Origin of the sequence: Xanthobacter sp. YC-JY1 (assembly GCF_021730305.1) — a bacterium.
In the GTDB taxonomy this organism is placed as follows: Bacteria; Pseudomonadota; Alphaproteobacteria; order Rhizobiales; family Xanthobacteraceae; genus Xanthobacter; species Xanthobacter flavus.
The window spans coordinates 3,379,579-3,404,490 of the sequence record NZ_CP032674.1 but is presented as its reverse complement, the minus strand read 5'-3'; the positions used below and the strand labels follow the sequence as shown (position 1 = coordinate 3,404,490).

At 68.4% G+C, this 24,912-nt stretch carries 23 protein-coding genes and 1 tRNA gene; 12 read left to right on the top strand and 12 right to left on the bottom strand.

Translation table 11 applies throughout. The features are described from left to right. Window positions 1-2: 2 nt before the first annotated feature. On the top strand, window positions 3-1,019 hold the full coding sequence (locus D7006_RS15995) for an ABC transporter substrate-binding protein (RefSeq protein ID WP_237356929.1): 1,017 nt from the start codon (window positions 3-5) through the stop codon (window positions 1,017-1,019). 483 nt (window positions 1,020-1,502) lie between these two features. Then, window positions 1,503-1,709, top strand: coding sequence for a cold-shock protein (locus D7006_RS15990; RefSeq protein WP_024278308.1), 207 nt, complete (start codon window positions 1,503-1,505; stop codon window positions 1,707-1,709). 71 nt (window positions 1,710-1,780) lie between these two features. Here the strand turns inward: D7006_RS15990 and D7006_RS15985 are convergent, their stop codons facing one another. Continuing rightward, the gene (locus tag D7006_RS15985; RefSeq protein WP_169122869.1) at window positions 1,781-2,365 is read right to left on the bottom strand and encodes a L,D-transpeptidase; all 585 of its coding nucleotides are present in this window, start codon (window positions 2,363-2,365) and stop codon (window positions 1,781-1,783) included. Window positions 2,366-2,518: 153 nt separating this feature from the next. Beyond that, complete coding sequence (locus D7006_RS15980) at window positions 2,519-3,379, bottom strand: alpha/beta fold hydrolase (protein ID WP_237353723.1); 861 nt, start codon at window positions 3,377-3,379, stop codon at window positions 2,519-2,521. 366 nt (window positions 3,380-3,745) lie between these two features. Between D7006_RS15980 and D7006_RS15975 the strand changes: the two genes are divergently transcribed. The 4 genes from D7006_RS15975 (at window position 3,746) to D7006_RS15955 (ending at window position 6,721) form a co-directional block, all read left to right on the top strand. Beyond that, on the top strand, window positions 3,746-5,059 hold the full coding sequence (locus D7006_RS15975; protein ID WP_237353722.1) for a hypothetical protein: 1,314 nt from the start codon (window positions 3,746-3,748) through the stop codon (window positions 5,057-5,059). Window positions 5,060-5,354: 295 nt separating this feature from the next. Then, complete coding sequence (locus tag D7006_RS25420) at window positions 5,355-5,666, top strand: general stress protein (RefSeq protein WP_169122866.1); 312 nt, start codon at window positions 5,355-5,357, stop codon at window positions 5,664-5,666. 73 nt (window positions 5,667-5,739) lie between these two features. Further along, a complete protein-coding gene (locus D7006_RS15960) occupies window positions 5,740-6,246 on the top strand; it encodes a ferritin-like domain-containing protein (protein WP_169122865.1) in 507 nt (168 codons plus the stop codon). Window positions 6,247-6,394: 148 nt separating this feature from the next. Continuing rightward, a complete protein-coding gene (locus D7006_RS15955; RefSeq protein ID WP_169122864.1) occupies window positions 6,395-6,721 on the top strand; it encodes a hypothetical protein in 327 nt (108 codons plus the stop codon). Window positions 6,722-7,527: 806 nt separating this feature from the next. Here the strand turns inward: D7006_RS15955 and D7006_RS15950 are convergent. Together D7006_RS15950 and gph are read right to left on the bottom strand one after the other, a co-directional pair. Further along, window positions 7,528-7,602: transfer RNA gene (locus tag D7006_RS15950), tRNA-Val, on the bottom strand. 134 nt (window positions 7,603-7,736) lie between these two features. Continuing rightward, window positions 7,737-8,438 carry a phosphoglycolate phosphatase gene (gene gph / locus D7006_RS15945; protein WP_237353721.1) on the bottom strand — a complete coding sequence of 234 codons (702 nt, stop codon included), beginning with the start codon at window positions 8,436-8,438 and terminating at the stop codon, window positions 7,737-7,739. Between the two features lie 280 nt (window positions 8,439-8,718). Between gph and D7006_RS15940 the strand changes: the two genes are divergently transcribed. From D7006_RS15940 to D7006_RS15930, 3 genes are all read left to right on the top strand, one after another. Beyond that, entirely contained in the window at window positions 8,719-9,186 is a 468-nt protein-coding gene (locus D7006_RS15940; protein WP_237353720.1) for a hypothetical protein, read from the top strand. Window positions 9,187-9,325: 139 nt separating this feature from the next. Beyond that, window positions 9,326-10,033 (top strand): ribose-5-phosphate isomerase RpiA, encoded by a 708-nt coding sequence (rpiA, locus tag D7006_RS15935; RefSeq protein WP_237353719.1) that lies wholly within the window; start codon window positions 9,326-9,328, stop codon window positions 10,031-10,033. A gap of 24 nt (window positions 10,034-10,057) precedes the next feature. Next, entirely contained in the window at window positions 10,058-10,618 is a 561-nt protein-coding gene (locus tag D7006_RS15930) for a DUF2059 domain-containing protein (RefSeq protein WP_169122860.1), read from the top strand. A gap of 239 nt (window positions 10,619-10,857) precedes the next feature. On the opposite strand, the gene D7006_RS15925 is transcribed toward D7006_RS15930, so the two are convergent. After that, window positions 10,858-12,972 carry a glycosyltransferase family 2 protein gene (locus D7006_RS15925; RefSeq protein WP_237353718.1) on the bottom strand — a complete coding sequence of 705 codons (2,115 nt, stop codon included), beginning with the start codon at window positions 12,970-12,972 and terminating at the stop codon, window positions 10,858-10,860. A 154-nt stretch (window positions 12,973-13,126) separates the two neighbouring features. Between D7006_RS15925 and gor the strand changes: the two genes are divergently transcribed. Further along, window positions 13,127-14,488, top strand: a complete 1,362-nt coding sequence (gor, locus tag D7006_RS15920; RefSeq protein WP_169122858.1) for a glutathione-disulfide reductase — start codon at window positions 13,127-13,129, stop codon at window positions 14,486-14,488. Between the two features lie 165 nt (window positions 14,489-14,653). Here the strand turns inward: gor and D7006_RS15915 are convergent, their stop codons facing one another. Both D7006_RS15915 and D7006_RS15910 read right to left on the bottom strand, forming a co-directional pair. Continuing rightward, window positions 14,654-15,568: an SHOCT domain-containing protein gene (locus D7006_RS15915; protein WP_237353717.1), complete on the bottom strand. Its 915-nt coding sequence runs from the start codon at window positions 15,566-15,568 to the stop codon at window positions 14,654-14,656. A gap of 160 nt (window positions 15,569-15,728) precedes the next feature. Beyond that, on the bottom strand, window positions 15,729-17,018 hold the full coding sequence (locus D7006_RS15910) for a multidrug effflux MFS transporter (RefSeq protein ID WP_237353716.1): 1,290 nt from the start codon (window positions 17,016-17,018) through the stop codon (window positions 15,729-15,731). Window positions 17,019-17,383: 365 nt separating this feature from the next. Here D7006_RS15910 and D7006_RS15905 point away from each other — a divergent pair, with 365 nt between their 5' ends. Both D7006_RS15905 and D7006_RS15900 read left to right on the top strand, forming a co-directional pair. Beyond that, the gene (locus tag D7006_RS15905) at window positions 17,384-18,820 is read left to right on the top strand and encodes a class II 3-deoxy-7-phosphoheptulonate synthase (protein WP_229643291.1); all 1,437 of its coding nucleotides are present in this window, start codon (window positions 17,384-17,386) and stop codon (window positions 18,818-18,820) included. A 404-nt stretch (window positions 18,821-19,224) separates the two neighbouring features. Next, on the top strand, window positions 19,225-19,671 hold the full coding sequence (locus D7006_RS15900) for a DUF6790 family protein (RefSeq protein ID WP_237353715.1): 447 nt from the start codon (window positions 19,225-19,227) through the stop codon (window positions 19,669-19,671). A gap of 34 nt (window positions 19,672-19,705) precedes the next feature. Here the strand turns inward: D7006_RS15900 and D7006_RS15895 are convergent, their stop codons facing one another. The 5 genes from D7006_RS15895 to D7006_RS15875 form a co-directional block, all read right to left on the bottom strand. After that, the gene (locus D7006_RS15895) at window positions 19,706-20,791 is read right to left on the bottom strand and encodes a DUF3616 domain-containing protein (RefSeq protein WP_237353714.1); all 1,086 of its coding nucleotides are present in this window, start codon (window positions 20,789-20,791) and stop codon (window positions 19,706-19,708) included. Between the two features lie 124 nt (window positions 20,792-20,915). After that, window positions 20,916-22,136, bottom strand: coding sequence for an ABC transporter substrate-binding protein (locus D7006_RS15890; RefSeq protein WP_237353713.1), 1,221 nt, complete (start codon window positions 22,134-22,136; stop codon window positions 20,916-20,918). Window positions 22,137-22,323: 187 nt separating this feature from the next. Further along, window positions 22,324-22,824 (bottom strand): GNAT family N-acetyltransferase, encoded by a 501-nt coding sequence (locus tag D7006_RS15885; protein ID WP_169122853.1) that lies wholly within the window; start codon window positions 22,822-22,824, stop codon window positions 22,324-22,326. A gap of 232 nt (window positions 22,825-23,056) precedes the next feature. Continuing rightward, on the bottom strand, window positions 23,057-24,244 hold the full coding sequence (locus D7006_RS15880; RefSeq protein ID WP_169122852.1) for an FAD-dependent monooxygenase: 1,188 nt from the start codon (window positions 24,242-24,244) through the stop codon (window positions 23,057-23,059). A 169-nt stretch (window positions 24,245-24,413) separates the two neighbouring features. Further along, a complete protein-coding gene (locus tag D7006_RS15875) occupies window positions 24,414-24,674 on the bottom strand; it encodes a zinc-finger domain-containing protein (protein ID WP_169123200.1) in 261 nt (86 codons plus the stop codon). Window positions 24,675-24,912: the final 238 nt, after the last annotated feature.

Sequence of the window (24,912 nt, the reverse complement as noted above, 5' to 3'; positions counted from 1 at the left end):
TCATGAGGTTGCTCAAGCTCGCGGTGGCCGCGCTCGCGCTCGCCTGCGCCGTGCCGGCCAGCGCCCAACCGGCGGCGAAGGCGGAAAAGCCGAAGCTCACGCTGGGGGTCGGCGGCAAGCCGCTGCTCTATTATCTGCCGCTGACGATCGCCGAGCGGAAAGGCTTCTTCAAGGATGAGGGGCTCGACGTCGCCATCAACGATTTCGGTGGCGGAGCCAAGTCTTTGCAAGCCCTTATCGGCGGCTCCATCGACGTGGTGACGGGCGCCTACGAGCACACCATCCGCATGCAGGCCAAGGGCCAGGACATTGTTTCCGTTATCGAATTGGGCCGTTTCCCGGGGATCGTGCTGGTGGCGCGGAAGGATCGGCCGATCAAGTCGGTGAAGGATTTGAAGGGCGCGAAGATCGGCGTCACTGCGCCGGGCTCCTCCACGAATTTCTTCGTCAATTTCCTCATGGCCAAAGACGGTCTGAAGCCGGATGATGCCTCCTACGTAGGTGTCGGCGGCGGAGCCTCGGCCGTGGCGCAGATGAAGCGTGGCGAAATCGATGCCATGTCCAATCTCGACCCCGTCATTACCAAGCTCGAGGACGATGGGGACGTCATTATTCTGGCAGACAGCCGCACGGAATCCGGAAATGAGAAGATCTTCGGCGGGGAAAATCCGGCCGCCGTGCTCTACATGAAGCGCGATTTCGTGGAGCAAAATCCGGTCACCACCCAGAAGCTCGTGAACGCTTTCTACAAGGCGCTTCAATGGCTTAAGACGGCCACGCCCGAGGATGTGGCGGCGGTGGTGCCGGAGGAATATCTGCTCGGGGACAAGACGCTCTACCTCAACGCGGTCAAGAACTCGCTGCCGATCTATTCGCGCACCGGTTTGATCCCCGAGCGGGGCATGAAGAATGCCCTCAACATGTTGGTAGAGTTCGATCCTGAGCTGAAGGCGGCGAAGATCGACCTCGCCAAGACGTTCGACGGCTCCTTCGTGGCGAAGGCCGCTGCGGCCAAATAATTTGGCTGCGGTTCAGGTGTGTTTCACCACCTTGCCGGGGGGCGTTCACCCCCGGTATCGGCGGGGTTCGGCGACAGGTTCGGGAGCGGCGGGCGAAAAACTTAGGTCCCCGCCCTTGAACCGCCGCGATTGACGCTTATCTCTGCATCAACCCCAGCCGACGGATGCGGCGCGCTTTGAGCGCAGACGCTTCCGGGAGACGGACGGATGTACTCCGATCCCGACCGAGCAGATCGCACCGCGGCAAGGGGCGTTCGTTCCTTCGCTTTCCATTTCATGGATGAGCGAAGGGGCGAGCCGAGCGGACAAGTTCGTCGACGGCCTCTTCTTCGTTTCCTTCGGGCCGCGACGCAAAAGCCTTCCCACAAAGCGAACCTGTCCTGAACTGCGCCCCGCTGCGCCGCGCACTGTCATGGTCGCGTGCCGCCGGGGCGATCGGCGCCTTCGGGAAGTCCCGGAGAGCGTTCCCACAGGAGGCCTCACATGGCCACGGGTACCGTCAAGTTTTTCAACGCCCAGAAGGGTTTCGGCTTCATCGTTCAGGATGAGGGCGGCCCCGACGTGTTCGTTCACATCTCCGACGTGGAGCGGTCCGGCATGTACAGCCTCAACGACGGCCAGAAGGTCTCGTTCGATGTTGTCCCGGACAACCGCGGGAAGAGCAAGGCTGCGAACCTCGCCGCCCTCTGACGCGCTTAAGCGTTGAATTAAATGGCCCGGCTGTCTCACGACGGCCGGGCCATTTTCGTTTCAAAAGGGCCTCAGCGCAGGACGTAGACGGTCGCGCCCACGCGCACGCGATTGTAGAGGTCGACCACGTCGTCATTGGTCATGCGGAAGCAGCCGGACGACACCGCCTGCCCGATGGTCTCCGGCTCGTTGGAGCCGTGGATGCGGTAGAGGCTGGAGCCGAGATACATGGCGCGGGCGCCGAGCGGGTTGTCGATGCCGCCGGGCATGTAGCGGGGCAGATCGGGACGGCGGCGCAGCATCTGGGCCGGCGGGGTCCAGGAGGGCCATTCCTTCTTGGCGCTCACCGTCTTAACGCCGGACCAGCGGAAGCCGTCGCGGCCGACGCCGACGCCGTAGCGGATGGCCTGGCCACGCGACGTTACGTAATAAAGGCGGCGCTCCGACGTGTTGATGACGATGTTGCCGGGCGCATATTTCGGATCGATGGAGACCATCTGCCGGCCGATGGGCGAGGTGCTGCCCACCACGCCGACATTTCCGCCGCCGAAGAACTTGTTGAAATTGAAGATGTCGTAGCGATCGTCGGCCTTGGCCGAGCCCGTCGCCACAAGCGCGGCGATGCCTGCAAAAACAAGCGATTTCAGCTTCATCATGGCTCTGCGTCTCGGATGGACCGGAGCGCGAACGACCATCGAGCACGCCCGGATACGTCGGCAACACCGCTTTGTCGCCACAAAACGGACAAGACTGCAACCGCTTTGTGGCGAACGGGTTCCCGTCCCACGGGAGTGTGAAGACGTCTTCTCCTAACGCGCTACCGCCCCGGAAGTTGCTGCCGCTGCGGCAGCAAAGGCTACCAGCGCGGCATTGAAGCGGTCCGCCGCCTCGATGAAGGGGGCGTGGCCGATACCCCCATAGAGGTCCAGCCGGGCACCGGGAATGGTCGCGGCGATATGCTCGGCCATGGCCGGGGCCACCACTTCGTCGAGCGCGCCCTGCACCACCAGCGCCGGCACGTCCAGGCGCTTCAGCAGGTCTTCATAATCTGCCGTCCGGCCGAACAAAGCCGAGCGCACCTGCGGCGGCACCATCATGTTCACCGCGAGCAATTGCTCGAACAGCGGCTGGGGAATGGGGGCGGCGAAGCAGCGGCGCAGGAAGGTGCGGGTGGCCGCGATGTTCTCCTCCACGTCCGTGCTGCACATGAGGCGCATGAGCTTGTTGCAGGTGCCGTAGAAGCGGCGCTCGTTGGCGGTCACGGCATCCACGAAGATGATGCCGCCGATGCCAGCGGTACCATGGACGGCCAGATAATCGCCGATGATGCGCCCGGCATAGGACCAGCCCACCAATACCGGCCGCTCCAGCCCCCAGCCGCGGATCACCGCATCTAGCTCGCCTGCCCAAGCCTCGGCCGACTGGTAGGCGGCGGGATCGGACGGACGGTCGGAGGCGCCATGGCCCCGGAAATCGTAGGTGACGAGCCGCAGGCCGGCCAGCGCCGGGCTCGACGTCTGCCGGTTCCAGCACAGGCCGGACTGGGAGAAGCCGTGGATGAACACCACCGGCGTCCCCTCGGGCGGGCCGAAGGCGGTGCTGGCGATGCCGATGCCGTCGGGGGTGAGGATGCGGCGGACCTCGCGGTCGGCGGGGGCGGGTGCGGTCATGGTCAGGTTCCGGCGCGAGGTGTTCGGTGCCCGCTTTAGCATCGCCGGGGCGCCGGCTTAAGGGGCAGGTCAGAGCAACCGGTCATGCCCCTTCTCCGGGCCGTCATGCCCCGGCTTGTCCGGGGCATCCACACCTCAATTTGCTCGGTGCTCCAAAACCGAAAGCGGACCCAGCCAAACCGTGGATCCCCCGGACAAGCCGGGGGATGACGGTACAAAATGGAGCAGCGCGCTCACTCGTCCTGACCGTCAGGAGCCCTCTCCGCCCCCGCCAGCCGCCTTTGGGGCGCCATGCGGCGGTGCTATAGATCGAGCCCACACAGCACCGCTCGAATCGAAGCCATCATCGCAAAGAGAGGCGACGGAATGCGCACCTCCGTGACACGCACCGCCCACCGCCGGACGGTTCTCGCCGCCCTGTCCGCCCTCGCGCTCGTGCCCGCCCTTGTTGTGGCACCCACGGCGGCCAGCGCCGCCTCGGAGCGCTTCATGGTTCTGGGGCTGCCCTTCTTCAAGCCGTACCGCGCCGCCATCGCCACGCTCGATGTGGACGGCGCCGGCAAGGTCACCGGCACCCTCGCGCCGCCGGCGGGCGATGCGCGCGCCGCGCTCCCGGTGTCCGGCACGCTGGCCAGCGGCGCGCTGCGCCTCACCATCGGCCAGGGGGATGACAGCTACGCGCTCTCCTTCACCGAGAACCAGCGCGGCCTGCACCACATCTATGAGGAGACGGCGGCCATCCCCGGCCTCACGGCGGTGACGGTGTTCCGCCCGGAAGGCGGCTTCTCCGAGCCGGCGCTGGTGCTCCAGCACGACGAGGACAATTGGTGCGGCCTCGTCACCGGTGGCCTCACGGTGGACCTCAAGGCCGCCGAGCTCGGCCGCACGCCGGTGGCGCCCGCCGGGCTCGCCGAGATCGACCTCGTGGTCACGCCCCAGCAGGGCGGCACCGCGAAGGTGAAGATGAAGGATTACTGGAGCCGCCTGCGCCTCGCCGCCCGCGACGGCGACGACGTTTCGGTGGACGTGGCCGTGCCGTTGGGCACGGAGGCGAAGATCGCGCAGGATCTGCGCAAGGTGCCGCTAGTGGCGACCGTCACCTTGCCGTCTCTGTGCGGGGAGATGGCGCTCGCCGCCATTCCGCGCGCCAAGGTGATGGAGGCCGACAAGGTGTCCGAGGCGAAGCTCAAGGCCTATGGCGACACCATGCTGGCGCGCGTCCTCTCCGGCGCCGCGCCCGAGGGCGGCACTGGCACGCGCAAGTTCAAGGTGGCGGGGGCGGTCGTGCCGGGCGAGGCGGGGCCAGCCTACAAGGCCACGGTCTCCGCCGAATCCGAGGCGAGCCGCCTCGCCAAGGGCAATTGGGACCAGTTCACCGTGCTGCTCCAGCCGGTGGTGACGCCGGCCGACACCGCCGCCTCCGTCTCGCTGGTGCCTCTCGTCACCGATCTCAAGGTGGCGAAGAAGGCCGGCCCGCAGGCCCCGGCGGATGCCGCCTTCAAGCCGGCGGATGATTCCTCCCAGGTGGCGGCCATCAGCCACCGCCTCGTGTCCTATATCGCTGCCGCCGAAGGCACGCGGTGCAGCTTCCTGACCCAGACGGCGTTCGACGAGCCGGACGGCAGCCTCTCTTGCACCAACCTCGCCCTGGACGACGTGAGCCCCGCCGACGACAACTGAGGCGCGACAGGCGCGGCTGAAGCTGCGCTGAGCTGTGTTACCGCATGATGCCCGGCCGCGTGCCGGGCATTCTGCGTTTTTGGGCTAATGTCGCGCTCAGGTTTGGCCTTGAATGGTCAAGTTTCAAGGGCATAGCTTTAGCGATATCGGTCAATATTACTTATCGATATCTGATCCAGTCGGGCTCAAGCTGCGCATTTTGGCCATGATTGCTTGAGTTTTGCCATGTTCCGAGCCGGAACCATCCTCCCTGCCTCCCGTTGTCTGCCGGGGGCACAAGAGAGGATACCAACCGATGAACACTCGTCAGCAGGGCGGATCCGGAAACTTCGAGAACGATCGCGAGCGCGCCGCCGAGGCTGGCCGCAAGGGCGGTGAGGCGAACGCCCAGAACCGCCAGCAGGGCGATCAGCCGGGCGGTGCCAACCGCCAGCAGAGCCAGCAGGAGCACGGCCGCGGCCAGCAGGGCGGCGGCAACTTCGCCCAGGACCGCGAGCGCGCGTCCGAGGCAGGCCGCAAGGGCGGCCAGAACATGCAGGAGGAGAAGCGCTCCTCCCAGGATCAGGACGCCGCGTCGAACCCGGACCGCAAGGGCGGCCAGCGCTGACGCCGTCCCCAACCCAGGGCGCGGCCTTCCGGGGTCGCGCCCCTTTCCCCTTCATATTTACAGGAGTTGCCACATGGGCCTTTTCTCCAAGGACATCCACTCCATGGACGACCTGTTCGTCCATACCCTGCGCGACATCTATTATGCCGAGAAGCGCATCCTGAAAGCGCTGCCGACCATGATCGAGAAGGCGCAGAATTCCACCCTCCGCCAGGCGTTCCAGAGCCATCTCGGCGAGACCGAGGGGCATGTGAAGCGGCTTGAGGAAGTGTTCCGCATGCACGGCGTCGAGGCCAAGACGGTGAAGTGCCAGGCCATCGACGGCATCATCGAGGAGGCCGAGGACGTCGCCTCCGAGGTCGCCGATCCCGAGGTGCTGGACGCGGCGCTGGCAGCCGCCGCGCAGGCGGTGGAGCATTACGAGATCACCCGCTACGGCACCCTCATCGCCTGGGCCAAGCAGCTCGGCCGCAACGACTGCGCCTCCGTGCTCCAGCGCAACCTGGACGAGGAGAAGGCCGCCGACGCCAAGCTCACCGGCCTCGCCGAGGCCAAGCTGAACATGCGCGCCGCCGAATAGGCCGCCGCACCTCCCCACGCGAAAACCCCGCCGGTACGACGGCGGGGTTTTTTATTGGCCCGATCGGCCGCTCGATTGCCCACGCTCAAGCCTGGTGCATGATGCCGATCTCCCTGCGCCATGCAGGGGTCGATTCATTGGGGGAACGATGAAAATCCTGAAAGCCCTTCTCGTCGCCGCAACCCTCGCCGCGCCGATCCTGCCCACCGCCGGCTTCGCCGCCGACATTCAATGGAAGCCGGCGAACGGTGGCTCCTGCGATCAGGTCTGCAGCGCCGCCCGCCTCACGGCGCTGTACTCCGGCGTCCACGCGCCCGGCAATCAGGTGACGCAGGACAAATTCTACATCTGCGCCACCAACATGAACGGCTACCGCCCCGGCTACAATCTGAAGCCCAAATGGAGCAGCGCCTGCTGGGTGGGGTATGGCGGCAAGGAAGTGGCCGCGAAGAATTACGAGTGCGCCTGCCAGTGACTGGGAGCGGGCGCTGCGCTAGTCACGCGGCGCCGTTTCTGCCTGAAGATGCGTTGTTCTGAAGGTGTCACCAGAGAGCGAGACCAGACTCGAAACGGAAAGCTCCCTTCGTGGAGCGTAGTTCCTTCGAATTCGCGCTTTGTCCACGTCTGTTCCTGTGGATAGGGTGCACGTGAAAACCGCTGCCTTACGCTCATTTTTTGTTTATTTACAAATAGCTTACTGGCTCTCGACCTCTCCCTTGTGCCGACTTGGGCACATTGGGGCCACAATTGGGGTGACGCGCCCCTATTGACCCGATCCCCGACTTCTGCCCCCATACCCGAAGGGATTGACACATCGTCTCATTTTTAAGGCGAGGTGTGTCCAGTGCCCGGAAATCCCAAACACAGGTTGTCCTTCAAACTCCTTGGTCTCCTCAGCGGAGAGGCTGAGGGGCTGCCGGCTATCGTGGCGTTCGTCGGGATGGTGGTCTTCGTCACTAGCCTCTGGTGGCTTACTCGATGATCGTAGGTTGTAACCGAGCGGGGGGTAATCCATCCTAGCTCATCCGGAGCATTATCGTGCCTTGGAGCGATGGCGAAGCACTGGCTTCAGCCTGACGACCTCCCGATAATTGGAGAGGCGTTCTAAAGGTGGCCGAGAATCTGGGAAATACGGCGTTGAAAAAGGTACGCAACGCCCATCTAAACAACTATTGATCCGGCTTTAGCTCAACGAAGCTTTGCACGTCTGTAAGCATACAAGCCGAAAGTCGCCGTCGAGTCAGACTGCGAACAGATACGTTCTGGTCATTGCGGAGGGAATGGTGGGCGATGCAGGGATTGAACCTGCGACCCCTCCCGTGTGAAGGGAGTGCTCTCCCGCTGAGCTAATCGCCCGCGCCATTGCGAGGAGGGCCGTTTAGAGCCGCAGGGCCTCCCCTGTCAAGGGCGGGCGCGCGGATGGCCGCGTCCGCCTGTGGATCATTTGGCCGGGAGACCCGCCCCGGCCGGGGCCGGAGCCCGGTGGAGGCCTAGGCGGAAGCCTTGGCCAGCAAGGCGTCGACCGCCTCTTCCAGCTGGTCGAAATGGTGGATCAGCCGGTCGGCGCCGAGTTCGCCGGGGGGCGTCTCCGTATAGCCGAAGGAGACGGCCACCACCGGCACGCCGGTGGCGCGGGCGGTGAGCACGTCGGTGATGCTGTCGCCCACCATGATGGAGCGCGCCACGTCCGCCCCCGCCGCCGAGATGGTGGAGAGCAGCGGCAGGGGATCGGGCTTGGAGCGGGGATAGGTGTCGGCGCCGGTGATGACGGCGAAGCGCGGCGTCAGCTCCAGCGCGTCGAGCAGCAGGCGGGCGAGATGCTCCAGCTTGTTGGTGCACACGGCCAGCGCCACGCCCTTGGCCTCCAGCCGGTCCAGCGCCTCCATGAGGCCGGGGAAAGGGCGGGAGCCCACGGCGATGTTGTCGGCATAATGGGCGATGAAGCGCTGCGTCATGGCGGCGATCTCGTCGTCCGGCAGCTCGATGCCTTCGCTCTTCAGCGCCCGCACGATGAGGAGGCGCGCCCCGCCGCCGATCATGTTGCGCGCCTCGGCGCGGTCCACGGGGGGAATCCTGTGGGCGGAGAGCACGAGGTCGAGGGCGTCGAGCAGATCGGGCGCGGTGTCCACCAGCGTCCCGTCGAGATCGAACGCGACGAGAGGGCGGGGGGCTGGCTGTGTGAGGCTGGTCATCGGGCGCGGTCCTTCCGGAAGCGGTATCGGGGCAGGCGATATCCGCGGGTTCTGGTTCGGCTGCCCCTTCCGGTGCGCTCGCGCCGGCAGCGGGGAAAGGGTCGGCCGGAGGATATCCTCGCCTTCTGCCTTAAATCCTGCCGCTTTTTCGCGCCAGCGTCGCGGGGATTCGAGGGCTGCGGCCCCGGCGCGCAGTTTAAGGCTGCGCCCGAGGTTGCGGCCTATCGTGGCCTGGACGGCTGCGACCGGGCCACAGCCCATGGGCCATCAGGAGGCATGAATGCGGACCACTCCCTTTCGCACCGGGCGCGCGGCGCGCCGCAATCCGGCGGTGCTGCTCGCGGTGGCGGTCGTCGCCGCGGGTCTCGGCGGGATCGGAGCCGCCGCTGCCCAGCCTGCGGCGGGACAGGCGGGCGCCGCAGCCGGATTCGAGTTCGCCGCGCCCCCCTCCGCCCAGGCCAACCGCGTCTACGGCATCAACCGCCAGACCGGCGAGATGAATGTGTGCCAGTTCGAGCGGCCCAACGCGGCCGGCGTGGGAGTCACCTTCTGCTTCGCCCAGGGCGAGGGCGCGGGGCCGCAGAAGGCCGGCAACTACGCGCTGATGCCCACCCATTACGAAGGGGAAACCGGCATCTTCCGGGTGAATCGCGACACCGGGGAAATGAGCATCTGCTACGTGCGCGAGACCGCGCGCGCTGCGGGCGGCACGGATTCCAGCCTCGTCTGCACCCCGGCGGCGCGCTGAGGCGTCGCGCCGGCTTGTCGGCGGCTCCGATCGGGGCTAGAGCCGGAGCAGGGCGGTTGAAGCCGTTCCGCCAGAAAAGAAGCGCCGCTGCGGCAGGACCCATCCGGGCCGGCGCGCGGCGTTGAGGCAAGGAAATCCCATGGTCCACGCCGAAGACCTGAAGCGCCGCGCCGCCGCCCACGCCTTGACCTACGTGACCGACGGCATGCGCCTCGGCCTCGGAACCGGGTCCACGGCCCGGCATTTCGTCGAGCTTCTGGCCGAGAAGGTGCACGGCGGCCTCACCGTGCTCGGCGTGCCCACCTCCGAGCAGACTTTAGCCCAGGCGGTGTCCCTCGGCGTGCCGATCGCCACGCTGGACGAGGCCGGCCCGCTCGATCTGTGCATCGACGGCGCGGACGAGATCGGCCCCGGCCTTGCCCTCATCAAGGGCGGCGGCGGCGCGCTGCTGCGCGAGAAGATCGTCGCCAGCGCCGCGCGCGAAATGATCGTCATCGCCGACGCCACCAAGAAGGTGGATGTGCTCGGCCGCTTCCCGCTGCCCATCGAGGTGGTGGATTTCGGCGTCGCCGCCATCACCCGCCAGGTGGTCGAGGCGATCCGCAGCGCCGGCTGCGCTGGTGACATTACCGTCCGTCGCGATGGCGACGGTCATCCTTTCGTCACCGATCAGGGGCACCTGATCCTCGACGCCCATCTCGGCCGCATTCCCGACCCGGCAGCGCTTGCCGCGGCGGTCGCGCAGGTGGCCGGTGTCGTCGAGCACGGCCTGTTCATCGGCCTCGCCCGGCGCGCCGTGCTCGCCGGCAAGGACGGCATCACCGAGCTGGAGCCCGGCAGCTTCTAGCTTTTTCCCTTTCCGGAGAATTCCATGCGTCATCCCATGTCCGGCCGCCTTGTCCGTCAGCTTCTTCTCGCTGCGGCCCTGTCGGTTCCGGCCGCCGCGCTCCTCGCGCCGGTGGCCGAGGCCCAGACCCGTCCGGTTCCCCCCGCCGCCGCGCCCGCAGCCAAGCCTTCGGCCGCGCAGCTCCAGCTCGCCCGCGACCTCGTGACCGCCAACGGCGAAAGCCGCGCCTTCGACGGCGTCATCCCGAACATCGTGGACGGCGCGGCGCTCTCCTTCCTCCAGACCAACCCCGACCTCGCCAAGCAGCTGCGCGAAGTCGCGGTGCTGGTGCGGCCGGAATTCGAGAAGCGTCAGGCCGAGGTCATCGACATCCTCGCCAATTCCTACGCCACCCGCTTCACCGAGGCCGAGCTGAAGGAGGCCATCGCCTTCTATCGCAGCTCCACCGGCATCAAGCTGGTGCAGGACCGCCCGGTGATCGTGCAGGAAGCGGTGCAGGGCATCCAGGCATGGGGCGCGCAGATCAACGCCCAGGCCATGGAGCGCGTGCGCGCCGAGATGAAGAAGCGCGGCGTCGATCTCTGATCGATCCGGGCGGCTTCGCCGATACGGAAAAGGCCGGTCCCCCATGGGGCCGGCCTTTTGCATTTCTCCCACCATCAGTCCTTGCGCCGTCATGCCCCGGCTTGTCCGGGGCATCCACCCCGTCGTTCGCGCGGTGCCAATACGGAAAGCCGGCCCGGACACCCCGTGGATCCCCCGGACAAGCCGGGGGATGACGGCCCGCTCTCCGGTCACTTGCTCCCGGCCCTTCGCTGCGGCCTCTAGACCCCGCTTGTGCGCGGCCCGCGCGGGCCTTCCGGCGCCTCGGCCTGGGCAGCGAATAGGCTCTTCCTGTCGAGATTGGGGCTGTAGTGGGGGTCCACCAGCGTGGAGGTGTGCCAGATGGCCTCCATCCGCGCCCGCTGCGCCTTCAGCCGGGCCCGGTGCTCCCGCGAGCGCTTCTTGCCGCGTGAGGCGGATTCGTAGTGGAGGAGCGTGGCGAAGGGCGTCCACACCACGTCGTAGCCCGACCGCCGCGCCCTCAGGCACAAATCGATGTCGTTGCAATCCTCGGCGAAGCGCACGGCGTCCAGCGGGCCGATGGCGTCCCACACGTCGCGGCGGATGAGGAGGCAGGCGGCGGTGACGGCGGAGAGGTTCTGCCGCACGCGCAGGCGATCCTCATAGCCCGGCGCATCGGCGGCGCTGTGGGCGAACCAGTGGTCCGCATAGCGGAACAGCCCGGCGATCACGCCCGCATGCTGCACCGTGCGATCGGGAAACAGCAGCTTCGCCCCGACGATGCCGGCGCCGGGGAGGGATGCGAGGGCGACCATCTCGTCCAGCCAGCCCGGCTCGATCACCTCCACGTCGTTGTTGAGGAGGAGGATCATGTCACCGCGCGCCGCATCGACGCCGAGATTGCAGATGCGGGGGAAGTTGAAGTCCCCGTCGTCCCGCACCACCTCGGTGGCCGGCCACAGGGCCTTGATCTCCTCGAACAGCGCGAAGGTCGCCGGCTCCACCGAGCCGTTGTCGACGATGATGATCTCGAAGGCCCGATAGGCGGTCCGCGCGATGAGCGAGCGCAGCGCCACGGAGAGCAGCGCCGCACGGTCGCGGGTGGGTACGACGATGGAGACGAGCGGGCCCGGCGCGGGGGTGGGATAGAGCGGGCGCAGGTGGCGGCCGATGATGTCCACCCCGACGCCGCGTAGCCGGGCGAGCGCGGCGGCCGCCGCGTCGATCTCCTCCGGCGCGAAGCCCGGCGGATGGTCCTTCAGCCCCACCGCCACGCGCGGCACATGGCGGATGCGCGCCTCGGGCAATGCGGAGGCGTGGCGCAGCAGCAGGTCGAACACCGCGGCTGGGCCGGCGGCGGGATCGAGGCCGAGGCGCAGGGCATCGGCGCGGGGCAGGGCGGCGAAGCGCCTGAGATAGCCCGACGACTCCATCAAATGCCGGTTGAAGGCAGGGTGATAGACGCCGTGGAGCGGTGCGCCGGCCGCGTCCAGCCGCTCCTCATCCGCATAAACAAGGGCGCAGTCGGGATGCCCGGTGAAGGCGTCGCGGATCAGCGCCACAGCGTCCCGCGTCGGCTGCGCGCCGGCGTCGAGGAACAGCACCAGCCCGCCTTCGGCAGCGTCCAGCGCGGCGGCGAGGCGCTTGGCGGGGCCGCCTTCAGCCGTCGCCACGCGCGCCCCGGCGGCGGCTTGGGCGAGCGCGGGCGGCGCATCGGGCGGGAGGGCGACCACCCACTCGAAATTCCGGTCGGTCTGGGCGGCGAGGGCTGCGGCGCAGGCGGCAAGGTCCGTCGCGCTGGCGCTGCCGCCGTCGGTGAGCAGGCTCAGCCGCGGCGCCGCCCCGGGCGCCGGCACCTCGGCGAAGTCGCCGACGAAGCGGGCGCGGAAGGCGCGGTATCGCGCGGCCTCGGCCCGGCGGCGGGCGGGGGCAGCGGAGACGAGGGCATGGAGCGCTCCGCGCAGGGTGCGGGCGGCAACGCCCGCCGCCTTCCAGCGGCGTGGCAGGCCGAGGCCGTCAAACCGGCCATTGGCGAAGGCGTGCAGCTTCAGCGCCACCTTGTGAACGGGGTAGTAGCCGAGCCGGAAGCCGGGCGGAGCGTCCGCGACCTCGATCCGCGTGGCCCCCGCCGGCACCAGCGCCACCGTGGGCACGCCGGGCAGCAGCGTCTCGCCTTCCGCCGCGCCTTGGGCCGCGCCCGTCGCGGTGGCGAAGGTGAAGGGCAGGGGGGGGTCCGCGCCCTCGCCCGCCAGCACGATGGCAAGGGCACCCCGCCGCGCACGCAGCCGCAGAACAGCGGGCAGGGCGAAGCCCGCGCGGCCCGTCGCGGCCGGCGCGCTCTTCAGCCAGAGCGGGGGAATCTCGGTGTCGTGCATGCCTTGCGTATCGATGGCTTTCCGTATCGCCCGCCGCCTTGAAGCACCGAAGCGCGCGAGCGGCAAGCCGCCACCCCACGGCGACTTTGCTTGACGCCTCGGCGAGGCTCCTTCAAGTCACCCGCCACGCATCGGGATCTGGCGGGAGCCAAACATGACACAGCGCGAGGTGGACCTGTTCGTGATCGGTGGCGGCTCGGGTGGCGTGCGCGCCGGCCGCATCGCCGCCCAGCATGGCGCCAAGGTGATGATGGCGGAGGAATACCGCATGGGCGGCACCTGCGTCATTCGCGGCTGCGTGCCCAAGAAGCTGTTCGTCTATGCCGGTCGCTTCGCCCACGACATCGACGACATGGCCGGCTTCGGCTGGCGGGTGAGCGCCCCCGAGTTCGACTGGCCGACCCTCGTCGCCAACAAGGACAAGGAGATCGCCCGGCTCGAGGGCATCTACAAGCGCAATGCCGAGGCCGCCGGGGTGGAGATCGTCGCCTCCCGCGCCGTGGTGGCAGGGCCGAACCGCGTGCGCATCCTGGAGACGGGCGAGGAGGTGGCGGCGCGCCACATCCTCCTCGCCACCGGCGCCCATCCGGCGCTCGGGCCGCAGATTCCCGGCTGCGAGCTGGCCATCACCTCCAACGAGGCGTTCAACCTGCCCCGCTTCCCCGACCGCATCCTGATCCAGGGCGCGGGCTATATCGCGGTGGAGTTTGCCGGCCTGTTCCGCGCGCTGGGCGCCGAGGTGACGCTGGTCTATCGCGGCGACAAGGTGCTGCGCGGCTTCGACATGGAAGTGCGCGAGCATCTGGAAACCGAGATGACCCGCGCCGGCATCAAGCTCGTCAGCGGCAAGACGCTGGCTTCCATCGAGGCCATCTCCGGCGGCAAGCGCGTGGTTCTCTCGGATGGCTCGGAGCTGGAGGTGGACGAGGTGATGCTCGCCATCGGCCGCATTCCCAGCACCCGCAATCTGGGCCTTGAGGCGGTGGGCGTCGCCCTGGACGAGCTCGGCGCCGTGGTGGTGGATGCGCACAGCCGCACCAGCGTGCCCTCCATCTATGCGGTGGGCGACATCACCAACCGCATCAACCTCACCCCCGTCGCCATCCGCGAGGGCCACGCCTTCGCCGATACGGTGTTCGGCAACAAGCCGTGGACGGTCGACCATTCCCTCGTCGCCACCGCCGTCTTCTCCGAGCCGGAGATCGGCACCGTGGGCTGCACGGAGGAAGCGGCCCGCGCCGCCGGGCGGCCGGTGGACATCTACAAGACCAGCTTCCGCCCGCTGAAGGCGACGCTCTCCGGCCGCGAGACGCGCAGCTTCATGAAGTTGATCGTGGATGGGGAGACCGACCAGGTGCTCGGCGTCCACATCATGGGGGAGGCCGCCGGCGAGATGATCCAGCTCGCCGCCGTGGCCATGGGACTGAAGGCGACGAAGGCCGATTTCGACCGCACCATCGCCGTCCACCCCACCGCCGCCGAGGAACTGGTGACGCTGCGCACCAAGGCGTCGTGACCGAAGAAGACTGTTGTCACCGTCGTCCTCCGGCTCGACCGGAGGACCCATGGCGCCGTTTGTCCCTGGACTTCGCAGGCTGGTGCCGGCGGAGGGATGGGCCCTCCGGTCAGGCCGGAGGGCGACGGCGGTTCGGGTGACGGCGGAGCGGAGGGCCCCGCCCCCTCACAGCCGGCTGAGCAGCTCGGCCTTCTTGGTGCTGAACTCCTGGTCGCTGAGGATGCCCTTGGCGTGGAGATCGGCCAGCTTCTCGATGGCGGAGATGATCTCGCTCTGGCCCAGCGGCTGGGCGCCGCCATAGGTCTGCGGCTGCGGCGCGAAGGACTGGGGCTGCGGCGCGGGCTCGTAGACGGGCGCCTGCGGGGCGTAGGAGGGTGCGGGTGGCGCATAGGCCGGGGCCTGCGGCGCGCCGCTCACGACGGGCAGGCTGGAGACGAACACCGTGCCGTACTGGCTGGTGAAGGTCAGGCTTCCCGATCCGCCCTGCTGCTGGGAGAAGCCGCCGATCTGGTGATCGAGGCTGTCATAGACGGTCACCTGCCCGTTGAGATCGATGGCGAGGCGGCGCGTGCCGGGGAAATAGGCGTAGCGCACGCCGTTCTGTGCGCCGGTGCTGGCCGGCTGGCCGAGATCGGACGGCCACCAGTTGAAGCTGCCGGAGGCATCCGGCACGAACAGGCTGGGCTGGCTGCCGCCGAAGCTGCTTCCCATGCTGCCCCCGAACCCGCCGCCGCCGCTCGTCTGCCACTGGCCGCCGCCGGAATAGCCGCCGCCCTGGTTCTGAGACTGGAAGCTGCCGCTCTGGGTGAGGCCGGGCTGGCTGGCGACGAGGCTCGACAGCTCGCTGCACAGGCCGTCCACCCGGCCCTTGAGGTAGCTGTTGAACATGTCGGAGACCATGGTCATCCCGCCGGCCATCCACTGGCCGGACCCGCCGAATTCGGGATGGTTGAACTGGGCCATGGAACCGTTGCCGGCGATCACCGAGTACAGCATGGAGGTGACCGCATCCGGGCTGAAGCCGGTGCGCTGGGAAATGGCGTTGATGGCCGCCTGGCCTTCGGGCGAGAGCTGGGGCATGGGGGCTCCTGAGGTCGTGCGATCGGCAGGCGCGGAAGGGCGCAGGCGTGTCGTCTTTGGCGCGTGTTCTACCACGGCTTGCGGACAGTTCCCCGACACACTTGAGCGTGGCCGGCGCAGGGCAGCCATGCCGCCTAAGCGCCCGCCCGCCTTCGGTCGCCTAGGGCTGGTGGCCGAACAATTTGCCCTTCTCCGCCCACAGCACGAACAAGAGTGCGATGGCGCCGAGCACCAGATAGCCCAGAGCCAGCGGCAGCACGGTGCCGTCGAAATTGCTGCCGACCACGAAGCCGAGCACGGCGGCGAGCAGCGTGGTGAAGCCGCCGATGAAGGAGGAGGCGGTGCCCGCCACCGCGCCTAGCGGCTCCATGGCCATGGAATTGAAGTTCGGCACGGTGAGCGCGAACAGGAACTGCCCCGCCGCCACGAGGCCGCAGAACAGCACGAGCGGCGGCTTGCCGTCCCAGATCACGCTCGATGCCACCATGAGCCCGCCCGCGGCGATGAAGCCGAGGATGCCGGCATGGGACAGCCGCCGCATGCCCAGGCGATGCACGAGGCTGGCATTGAGGAAGGACGCCACCGCCATGATGCCCGCCACCGCCGCGAACGCGATGGGGAAGAGGTTGCCGAGCCGGTAGACGTCGGTCTGGAACACCTGCGAGGCGGAGCCCACATAGGCCATCAGCGAGCCCATCATCAGCCCGATGGCCACCGCATAGCCCACCGAGCGGCGGGTGGTGAGCGTGAGCATGGCGGCCTTGCCGATGGAGCGCATCGAGAAGGGGATGCGGTATTCCGGATGCAGCGTCTCCGGCATCCGGAGCCCGAACCAGGCGAACAGCGCGAGCGCCAGCAGCAGCATGGCCACGAAGATGAGGTGCCACGAGCCGAACACGAGGATGAGGCTGCCCAGCGCCGGCGCGATGATCGGCACGGTGAGGAAGACCATCATGCTCAGCGACATGATCCGCGCCATGTCGCGCCCCTCGAAGCGGTCGCGCACGATGGCGATGGCCAGCACCCGGCCGGCCGCCGCGCCCATGCCCTGGATGAGGCGGGCGACGATGAGCACGTTGAAGTCGCGGGTGAACAGGGCGATCAGGCTGCCCAGCGCATAGACCGCAAGGCCGGCGAACAGGATGGGGCGGCGCCCCAGCACATCGGAAATGGGGCCGTAGAAGAATTGCGCGCCGCCGATGCCGATCAGATAGGCGTAGACCATCACCTGGACGTGATTGGCATTTTCCAGCGCGAAATCGGCCCGGATGGCGCCGAAGGCGGGCAGCAGATTGTCGATGGAGAAGGCGGTCATGCCCATGAGCAGGGCGATGAGCGCGACGAACTCCACGAAACCGGGACCGACCGCGCCAGGCTGTCCGGGCGCGGGGCCGCGCGGACGCGAGGCAGAAGCGGAGGCCGGCGCCGGCGCGCGATGGGACTGTGACATGACAGGCTCGGGCGTTGGCGTGTCCCGCAACAGACACGGACATTCAGGGGGTGCCGGAGGTGGACGGCGGGAGCGCGCTGGCGCGTTCCTCCTCATAGGCGAAGGGCGTGGCCAAGAGAAGGCCCGGGTAGAAGGCCCGGGTGGAAGGCTTGCACGGAAGGACGTGCGCCCGTCGGGCTTCAGCCCTGCTTCGGGGTCATGCCGCAGAGCGGCATACCACCCTTGCGCCGCATCCTTTCGGTACGCACTTGCTTCGTGTATAAGCCCGCCTTCCGATCCCGCGAACACAAGAGGAACGCCGGAGGCGCACCAGCGGGACGGACCGACCGGAGGACCCGGCCGGCCTTATGCAAATGGAGAGTCAAATGGTGACCCGCCCGCAGTCCGCTCCCGTCCCTGGCGCCGAGGCTTCCCGCCGCGCCGAAGGCTGGCGTCCGGATAGCTGGCGATTTTATCCCGGCCTCCAGATGCCCTCCTATCCGGACAAGGCGCAGCTTGAGGAGGTCGAGAGCAAGCTCGCCTCCTACCCGCCGCTGGTTTTTGCAGGTGAGGCGCGCCGCCTGAAGGCCGAGATCGCCAAGGTTGCCCGCGGTGAAGCCTTCCTGCTGCAGGGCGGCGACTGCGCCGAGAGCTTCGACGAGCATTCGGCCGACAACATCCGCGATTTCTTCCGCGTCTTCCTGCAGATGGCGGTGGTGCTGACGTTCGCCGGCGGCTCGCCCGTGGTGAAGGTCGGCCGCATCGCCGGCCAGTTCGCCAAGCCCCGCTCCGCCGACACGGAGACGGTGGACGGCGTGACGCTGCCCAGCTACCGCGGCGACATCATCAACGACATCGCCTTCACGGAAGCGGCCCGCGTGCCGGATCCGCGCCGTCAGCTCGACGCCTACCGCCAGTCGGCGGCGACGCTCAACCTGCTGCGCGCCTTCGCCACCGGCGGCTATGCCAACCTCGCCAACGCCCATGCTTGGATGCTGGGGTTCGTGAAGGATTCGCCCCAGTCCTCCCGCTACCAAGAGCTGGCGAACCGGATCACGGAGGCGCTGGACTTCATGCGCGCCTGCGGGATCGATCCCAAGAGCCATCCCGAGATGAGCTCGACGGATTTCTTCACGAGCCACGAGGCGCTCCTGCTTGGCTACGAACAGGCCCTGACCCGCGTCGATTCCACGTCGGGCGACTGGTACGCGACCTCCGGCCACCTCTTGTGGATCGGCGACCGCACCCGCCAGCCGGACCATGCGCATGTCGAGTACTTCCGCGGCATCCGCAACCCGATCGGCATCAAGTGCGGCCCGTCCATCTCCCCGGAGGGCCTCATCCGCCTGCTGGACATCCTCCAGCCGGACAATGAGGCGGGCCGCATCACGCTGATCTGCCGCTTCGGCGCCGACAAGGTGGGCGACTATCTGCCGGGCCTCATCCGCGCGGTGGAGAAGGAAGGCCGCACCGTGGCGTGGTCGTGCGATCCCATGCACGGCAACACCATCAAGGCCGCCTCCGGCTACAAGACCCGCCCGTTCGAGCGGGTGCAGTCGGAGATCCGCTCCTTCTTCGACATCCATGCGGCCGAGGGCACCTTCGCCGGCGGCGTGCATCTGGAGATGACGGGCAAGAACGTCACCGAGTGCACCGGCGGCGCCCGCGCCATCTCGGACGAGGACCTGCGCGACCGCTACCACACCTATTGCGATCCGCGCCTCAATGCCGAGCAGGCCATCGAGACCGCCTTCCTGGTGGCCGAACTGCTCAAGCGCGAGCGCCTTGCCCGCGGCCGGCCGCAGGTGGAAGCGGCGGAGTGATCCGCCGCGTACACAGACGCCACAAGGTGGAAGCGGCGGAGTGATCCGCCGCGTACACAGGCGCCACGAGGTGGAAGCGGCGGAGTGATCCGCAGGTTCGACCAACGAAGAGAATGAACGGACGGCGGGCCTCGGCCCGCCGTTCTTCGTTTTGGACTGCGCCGCCACTTTGCTGGGGGTATTTTTAGCGCTCTCGACCCCCATCGCCGTCATGGCCCGGCTCGTCCGGGCCATCCACTTCGCCGTTTGCCGCGCTTCGATGCCTTGGAGCCGGGCCAGCCCCACGGTGGATCCCCCGCACGCGGCGGGGGATGACGCAGCAAATCAGGTCAGCGTTCGCTACTGTGGAGGGCAACGCCATCTGTCAGCCTGTCGGCTGACAGGCGCCGCCGGAGCCCAGCCCCATGTATCTCGCCGCCATCCTCGTGCTGATGCTGATCGCCCCGCTCGCGAGTATCCTCGTCGAGGCGCTCGTGGCGGGTGGGCCGCTGGCGGGGCTGGTGTTGAAGTGGTTCGTGTTCTGGGGCGTCGGCGCGCGGCTCGGCCTCGCCGGGCTGAAACAGGTGACGCAGCCGGCCTTTACGGCTGAGACCATCTTTGAGATCGCCGATCCCAAGGCGCAGGTGATCGTTCAGGAACTGGGCTTCGCCAACCTCGCCTTCGGCCTCCTGGGCCTCCTCTCCCTCGCGTTTCCGGCCTTCCTGGTGCCGGCGGCGGTGGGTGGCGGGCTGTTCTATCTCCTCGCCGGCGTGAAGCACGCGCTGCGGGCGGGCAAGACCCGCACCGAAACCATCGCCATGGTCTCCGACCTTGGCATCGTCGCGGTGCTGGCAGTGGCGGCGGTGCTGTAGGGGTGGCGTGCGCGCAGCCGGATCGCCCGTGGCCCTATTTGCCGGCCTGCGGGCGGGTCGCGGTGAATTCCAGGGGCGCGCCGTCCGGCAGGCCATCGAACCAGACGAGGATGCGATAGCCGGAGGCGTCCTCCGCGAGCACCAGAAGGGTCTCGGCCTTCATCTCCTTGGACACGCCCGGCAGGGTGCCGAGCAGAAGGGGCGGGTCTGCGTCCTTGCCGCTCCACAACCAGACCTTGGCGTCCGGCACGCCGGCCATGGCGTCGTTTGCCGTGTCGGATACGGGGCGCTCGCAGGAATAGGTCTTTCCGCGCCGCGCATCATTGCTCCGGCCGGTGAGGATCAGCACGCCGCCTTGCACGGCCGCGAGGTCGCGGATGCCGGTGTTGTCGCCTACCGCAAGGCTGCTCGCCCGGGCGGTGACCGGCTCTCGCGAGAACAGCGGATCGAGCGGGGCGCGCACCACGAAGGCCCGGCCGCCGATGCACGGCGCACGCAGGCCGAACAGAGCTTCGCCGTCGAGGATGGCGAAGCCTTCCACGGTGAGGCCGTTCTCATCGAGCGGCTTTTCGGCATAGGCGCCGATCTCCGGCAGGCGGGCGAGCGCCGTCCGCAGGGAGGTGGTCGGCTGGATCTCGCGCGGCGGGTCACCGGCACCGAAGGCGAAGGTGGGCAGGCCGGTGGCGGCATCCACGGGAAAGCGGAGCAGGAAGAAACGCGACGGCTGCACGCCGTTCTCGCGCGAGGCGCCATGGGAGCCGGTGACGTAGAAATGGCCGGGCGCGCCCGGCGTGCGCGGCGGCGCATAGGCGGCGCCTTCGGCGTCAAGCTCCTTCATCTTGGCGCCGTCGACCTTCTTCGGCAGCAGTCCGATGACCGCGCCGGGCGAAATGGTGCCGGTCCCGAGGGTGAAGAACTGGGCGAAGCGCGTCTCGTCGTTCACCACGAGGCACGTGGACGTGCCGGTGGCGCAGGCGGCGCCGCTGATGCTGGTGTTCGCGTCCTTGTCGGTGCGGAACGGAGCCGGGTCCACCCGCCAGGTGGTCGGGGAGCGGACGATCTCGGCTCGCGCGATCCCGGTCGAGATCAGCAGGAGCGCGAGCGAGGCAATAATGCGCATGGCCGTTCCCGCCTAGCGTGTGGTGGATTGAAGATACAGCTTCACATGGCGTGCGGCAAAGAAAAAGGCCCTCCCGTGGGGGAGGGCCTTTCCGGTCGCGATCGGCGGCGGGGCCGCCTTGGTCTTACTTCACCAGCGGGCAGTTGCCGTCCTTGAGGGGGCGGAAGGCCTCGTTGGCGGGGATGGTGGAGACCACTTCGAACAGGTCCCACTCGCCCTTGCTGTCGGCGGGCTTCTTCACCTTCAGCAGGTACATGGGGTGGATGGCGCGGCCGTCGATGCGGATCTCGCCCTTGCCGAACAGCGGGTCATTGATGGGCGTGGCGCGCATCTGCTCCATCACCTTGGGCGCGTCCTTGGTCTTGGCGTCCTTGATGGCGTTCAGATAGTGCATGGCGCTGGAATAGACGCCGGCCTGGGCGCTGGTGGGCATCTTGCCGTTGAACTTGGCCCCGAAGCGCTTGGAGAAGGCGCGGGTGTCGTCGTTCAGGTCCCAGTAGAAGGCGTCGGTGAGCACGAGGCCCTGCGCCGCCTGCAGGCCGAGGGCCTTCACGTCGGACGAGAAGATGAGCAGGCCGGCGAGCTGCTGGCCGCCCTGGGTGATGCCGAACTCGGATGCCTGCTTCACCGCGGTGATGAGGTCGTTGCCGGCATTGGCGAGGCCGATGACCTTGGCGCCGGAGGACTGCGCCTGCAGAAGGAAGGAGGAGAAGTCGGTGTTCGAGAGCGGGTGCTTCACGCTGCCCGCCACCTTGCCGCCGGCCGCCTTCACCGCCGCCGAGGCGTCACGCTCCAGCGCCGCGCCGAACGCGTAGTCGGCGGTGATGAAGAACCACGGCGAGCCGCCCTGCTTGGTGAGCGCCGATCCGGTGCCGTTGGCGAGCGCCCAGGTGTCGTAGGTCCAGTGCACGGTGTTGGGCGAGCACTTGGCGCCGGTGAGGTCGGACGTGCCGCCGCCCGAGACGAGGAAGATCTTGTTCTTCTCTTTGGTGATGTCGCTCACCGCCAGCGCCACCGAGGAGGTGGTCACGTCGAGAATGGCGTCCACATTCTCCTGATCGTACCACTTGCGGGCGATGGAGGCGCCCACGTCCGGCTTGTTCTGGTGGTCGGCACCCACGACCTCGATCTTGAAGCCCTTGTTCTTGGCCATGAAGTCGTCGGCCGCCATCTGCGCCGCGACCACCGAGCCGGGCCCGGAAATGTCGGCGTAGACGCCGGACATGTCGTTGAGCACGCCGAGCTTCACCGTGGTGTCTTCGGCCTTGGCCGCGCCCGTCAACAGGGCGCCGATCGCCGCCGCCGCCAACAGGGCGCGCGAGTGCCGCATGATCCCAGACGTCATCGTCCTTCCTCCCTCTTTCATCGCGGATGCGGTGCGCGGGAACGCCTTTGGCGACACCGTGGCGGTGCCGTCCTTCCCGTCGTCCGGTCGGCCTGAGGCCAAACCGTTTCGCATCTCGCTACCACGCTAACGGAGCGCGAGCCGCCCCGCCAGTTGTGCCTTAGACCAAGGGCGTAACCGTCGCGTGTCAGCGGCTGCCGCTGACCATGCCGGACACGCCGGCAAAGGCGCCCTCGACCAGCTCGGCGACAAGCAGGCGGCCGGGGTCCACCGGGCCGGGCAAAGTCACCTGGCCGAAGGGCACGCGGCGGAAGCCGAAGCGGGCATAATAGGGCTCGTCCCCCACCAGAACGACCAGCCGGTGGCCCTGCTGGCGTGCCACGTCGAGCGCATGCTCCATCAGCCGCGCGCCGATGCCCACCGACTGGAACGGCGGCTCCACCGTGAGCGGGCCGAGCAGCAGGGCCGGCGTGGTGCCGATGCTGATCCGCGTGAGCCGCACCGATCCCACCAGCATGGTGCCGACCCGCGCGGTGAAGGAGAGGGCGCGCTCGTGGCCGGTCTGCTCCCGGATGCGGAAGGCGGTGCGGGCGAAACGGCCGGGGCCGAAGGTGCGCTCATGCAGCCGGTCGATGGCCGCGTCGTCGGCGGCCGTCTCCACGGCGATGGACAAGGGAAGCTCGGTCATGGGGAAAACTCGCAAGGCAGGGCAGAAGGCCCGCGAGTTCGGCGGGCCGGCTTCAGGCGGGCGTGACGGCGCGGGCGCGGATGCGCAGCGTGTCCTGTCGTCGTCGCTGAAGCCGAAGGCCCATGGTCCCCTCACGAGAATGGGGCGGGCGGATAGCATGGCGCGGGCGGAAGGTCCAGCGGGGGGAGAATGCCTCTCCTCTCCCGCAAGGGGAGAGGGGGCTCACTCCCCCTCACGCCCGGTAGATCCACCCGTAGCGGTCCAGCAGCGCCGGGCCTTGCCGGCGCAGCACCAGATCGCGGGCGAGGCGGGGGGCGCCGGAGAGGTGGTAGACCATGCCGTTGCGCCGCGCTTCCGACTGGATGCGCGCGGTGCGGCCCAGCCGCTCGGCCTCGTAGGCCTTGAGGGCGGTGGCGGCGTCGGTTTCCTTCTGGAGCGCGCGGGCGAGGGCCGCCGCATCCTCGATGCCCTGCGCCGCGCCCTGGGCGAGGAAGGGCAGCATGGCGTGGGCGGCATCGCCCAGCAGCGTCACGCGCCCGGTGCTCCAGCGGGGCAGGGGATCGATGTCGTAGAGGCCCCAGCACAGGAAATGCGGCGCCGCCTTCAAAAGCTCGCGCACCTCCGGCGCCCAGTCGGCGAAGGCGGCGTGGACGGCGGCGCCGTCACCGGGCGCGCTCCAGCGGGCCACCGGCTCGGTGTGCTTGACGATGGCGACGAGGTTCAACGTCGCCCCGCCCTTCACCGGATAGACCACGAGATGGGCGTCGCGCCCCATATAGAGCCGCACGTCCGGCGGATGGCGGGCCGGCACGGGAATGGTGGCGCGGTAGGCGAGGCGCTGGGCGAACACCGGCGGCTTGGCGACGCCCAGATGCGCCCGCACCGCCGAGCGCACGCCATCGGCGCCGACGAGGATGTCCGCCCCGTGGGCGATGAGATTCTCGCCCTGCTTCACCACCGCCCGCACGCCGCCGAAGGCCGGCTCCACGGCGGTGAGCTCGGACCCGAGCGCGATCAGCACGCCCTCGGCCTGCGCCGCCTCGGCGAGGAGGTTCTGCAGGTCCGCGCGGTGGACCACCAGGAAGGGCGCGCCGTAGCGCGAGGCGGCCGGGCCGTAATGGGCGCGGGTGATGGTGGCGCCGCTGGCACCGCTGCGCACGTCGAGGGAGCGCGGCGTGACCGCTACCTGTTCCAGGCGCGGCAGCAGGCCGAACTCGCGGATGATGCGGGTGGCGTTGGGGGTCAGCTGGAGGCCGGCGCCCACCTCGCGCAGCTTGCGCGCCTGTTCCACCACCTGGACGGTGAGGCCGGCACGGCGTAGCGCGATGGCGCAGGCGAGCCCGCCGATACCCGCGCCGACCACCACGGCGCTGCGCGCGGCGGTGCGGGGTTTCGCCCGGAAGGGGATGGGATCGGCCATGGCAGGACCCGGCTCCGTGAAGGAGCCGGCCGAATAGTCTTTCTTTGCGGCGGCGATCAGGCCGCCTCGAACAGGCCCAAGATGCGTCTAAAGGCGCATCAGGCCGGCGAGGTGTTCTGCGGCGGTCAGGCCGCGTGTCTTGTCAGCTGGGCCGTTACCGGCCGGTGCGTCACGCGGCGGACTTGGCCACGGGCTCGCCGTGCCACACGGCCGCTTCCGGCTTCGCCTCGCCGGCGGCGAGGGCCGGGTTGTAGCGATAGAGCGTGGAGCAGTAGGGGCACACGTGCTCGTCGTCGTCGCCGAGGTCGATGAAGATGTGCGGATGGTCGAAGGGCGGCTTCGCACCGATGCACATGAATTCCTTGCTGCCCACCTCGATGACGGTGACGCCGAGGTCGTTGCAGAAGTGGGGAATGCCGGTGTCCGCCATGGTTCCGCCCATGCTTGTCCAAAAAAGCGCCGCGACCTTAGCGTCTGATGGCCGCCTGCGGAAGGGCAGGAACGCGGCAAAGGCCGCGGCAGATCGGCCGTCCCTCCCGCAAGCGCTGCCCCCATTGGGGCCGCGCGGGATCAACATTCCGGCAGGGAGGGGTTATGTCCATGAGCAACACCATGTCCTCAGCCCCATCCGTGCCACGCGGCATTCTGCGCCGCGCCCACTGCACGGA

Excerpts from the sequence above, each read along its gene's own strand:
- D7006_RS15995 (WP_237356929.1), top strand. The coding sequence starts at position 3 with ATGAGGTTGCTCAAGCTCGCGGTGGCCGCGCTCGCGCTCGCCTGCGCC.
- D7006_RS15990 (WP_024278308.1), top strand. The coding sequence starts at position 1,503 with ATGGCCACGGGTACCGTCAAGTTTTTCAACGCCCAGAAGGGTTTCGGC.
- D7006_RS15985 (WP_169122869.1), bottom strand. The coding sequence starts at position 2,365 with ATGATGAAGCTGAAATCGCTTGTTTTTGCAGGCATCGCCGCGCTTGTG.
- D7006_RS15980 (WP_237353723.1), bottom strand. The coding sequence starts at position 3,379 with ATGACCGCACCCGCCCCCGCCGACCGCGAGGTCCGCCGCATCCTCACC.
- D7006_RS15975 (WP_237353722.1), top strand. The coding sequence starts at position 3,746 with ATGCGCACCTCCGTGACACGCACCGCCCACCGCCGGACGGTTCTCGCC.
- D7006_RS25420 (WP_169122866.1), top strand. The coding sequence starts at position 5,355 with ATGAACACTCGTCAGCAGGGCGGATCCGGAAACTTCGAGAACGATCGC.
- D7006_RS15960 (WP_169122865.1), top strand. The coding sequence starts at position 5,740 with ATGGGCCTTTTCTCCAAGGACATCCACTCCATGGACGACCTGTTCGTC.
- D7006_RS15955 (WP_169122864.1), top strand. The coding sequence starts at position 6,395 with ATGAAAATCCTGAAAGCCCTTCTCGTCGCCGCAACCCTCGCCGCGCCG.
- gph (WP_237353721.1), bottom strand. The coding sequence starts at position 8,438 with ATGACCAGCCTCACACAGCCAGCCCCCCGCCCTCTCGTCGCGTTCGAT.
- D7006_RS15940 (WP_237353720.1), top strand. The coding sequence starts at position 8,719 with ATGCGGACCACTCCCTTTCGCACCGGGCGCGCGGCGCGCCGCAATCCG.
- rpiA (WP_237353719.1), top strand. The coding sequence starts at position 9,326 with ATGGTCCACGCCGAAGACCTGAAGCGCCGCGCCGCCGCCCACGCCTTG.
- D7006_RS15930 (WP_169122860.1), top strand. The coding sequence starts at position 10,058 with ATGCGTCATCCCATGTCCGGCCGCCTTGTCCGTCAGCTTCTTCTCGCT.
- D7006_RS15925 (WP_237353718.1), bottom strand. The coding sequence starts at position 12,972 with ATGCACGACACCGAGATTCCCCCGCTCTGGCTGAAGAGCGCGCCGGCC.
- gor (WP_169122858.1), top strand. The coding sequence starts at position 13,127 with ATGACACAGCGCGAGGTGGACCTGTTCGTGATCGGTGGCGGCTCGGGT.
- D7006_RS15915 (WP_237353717.1), bottom strand. The coding sequence starts at position 15,568 with ATGCCCCAGCTCTCGCCCGAAGGCCAGGCGGCCATCAACGCCATTTCC.
- D7006_RS15910 (WP_237353716.1), bottom strand. The coding sequence starts at position 17,018 with ATGTCACAGTCCCATCGCGCGCCGGCGCCGGCCTCCGCTTCTGCCTCG.
- D7006_RS15905 (WP_229643291.1), top strand. The coding sequence starts at position 17,384 with ATGGTGACCCGCCCGCAGTCCGCTCCCGTCCCTGGCGCCGAGGCTTCC.
- D7006_RS15900 (WP_237353715.1), top strand. The coding sequence starts at position 19,225 with ATGTATCTCGCCGCCATCCTCGTGCTGATGCTGATCGCCCCGCTCGCG.
- D7006_RS15895 (WP_237353714.1), bottom strand. The coding sequence starts at position 20,791 with ATGCGCATTATTGCCTCGCTCGCGCTCCTGCTGATCTCGACCGGGATC.
- D7006_RS15890 (WP_237353713.1), bottom strand. The coding sequence starts at position 22,136 with ATGACGTCTGGGATCATGCGGCACTCGCGCGCCCTGTTGGCGGCGGCG.
- D7006_RS15885 (WP_169122853.1), bottom strand. The coding sequence starts at position 22,824 with ATGACCGAGCTTCCCTTGTCCATCGCCGTGGAGACGGCCGCCGACGAC.
- D7006_RS15880 (WP_169122852.1), bottom strand. The coding sequence starts at position 24,244 with ATGGCCGATCCCATCCCCTTCCGGGCGAAACCCCGCACCGCCGCGCGC.
- D7006_RS15875 (WP_169123200.1), bottom strand. The coding sequence starts at position 24,674 with ATGGCGGACACCGGCATTCCCCACTTCTGCAACGACCTCGGCGTCACC.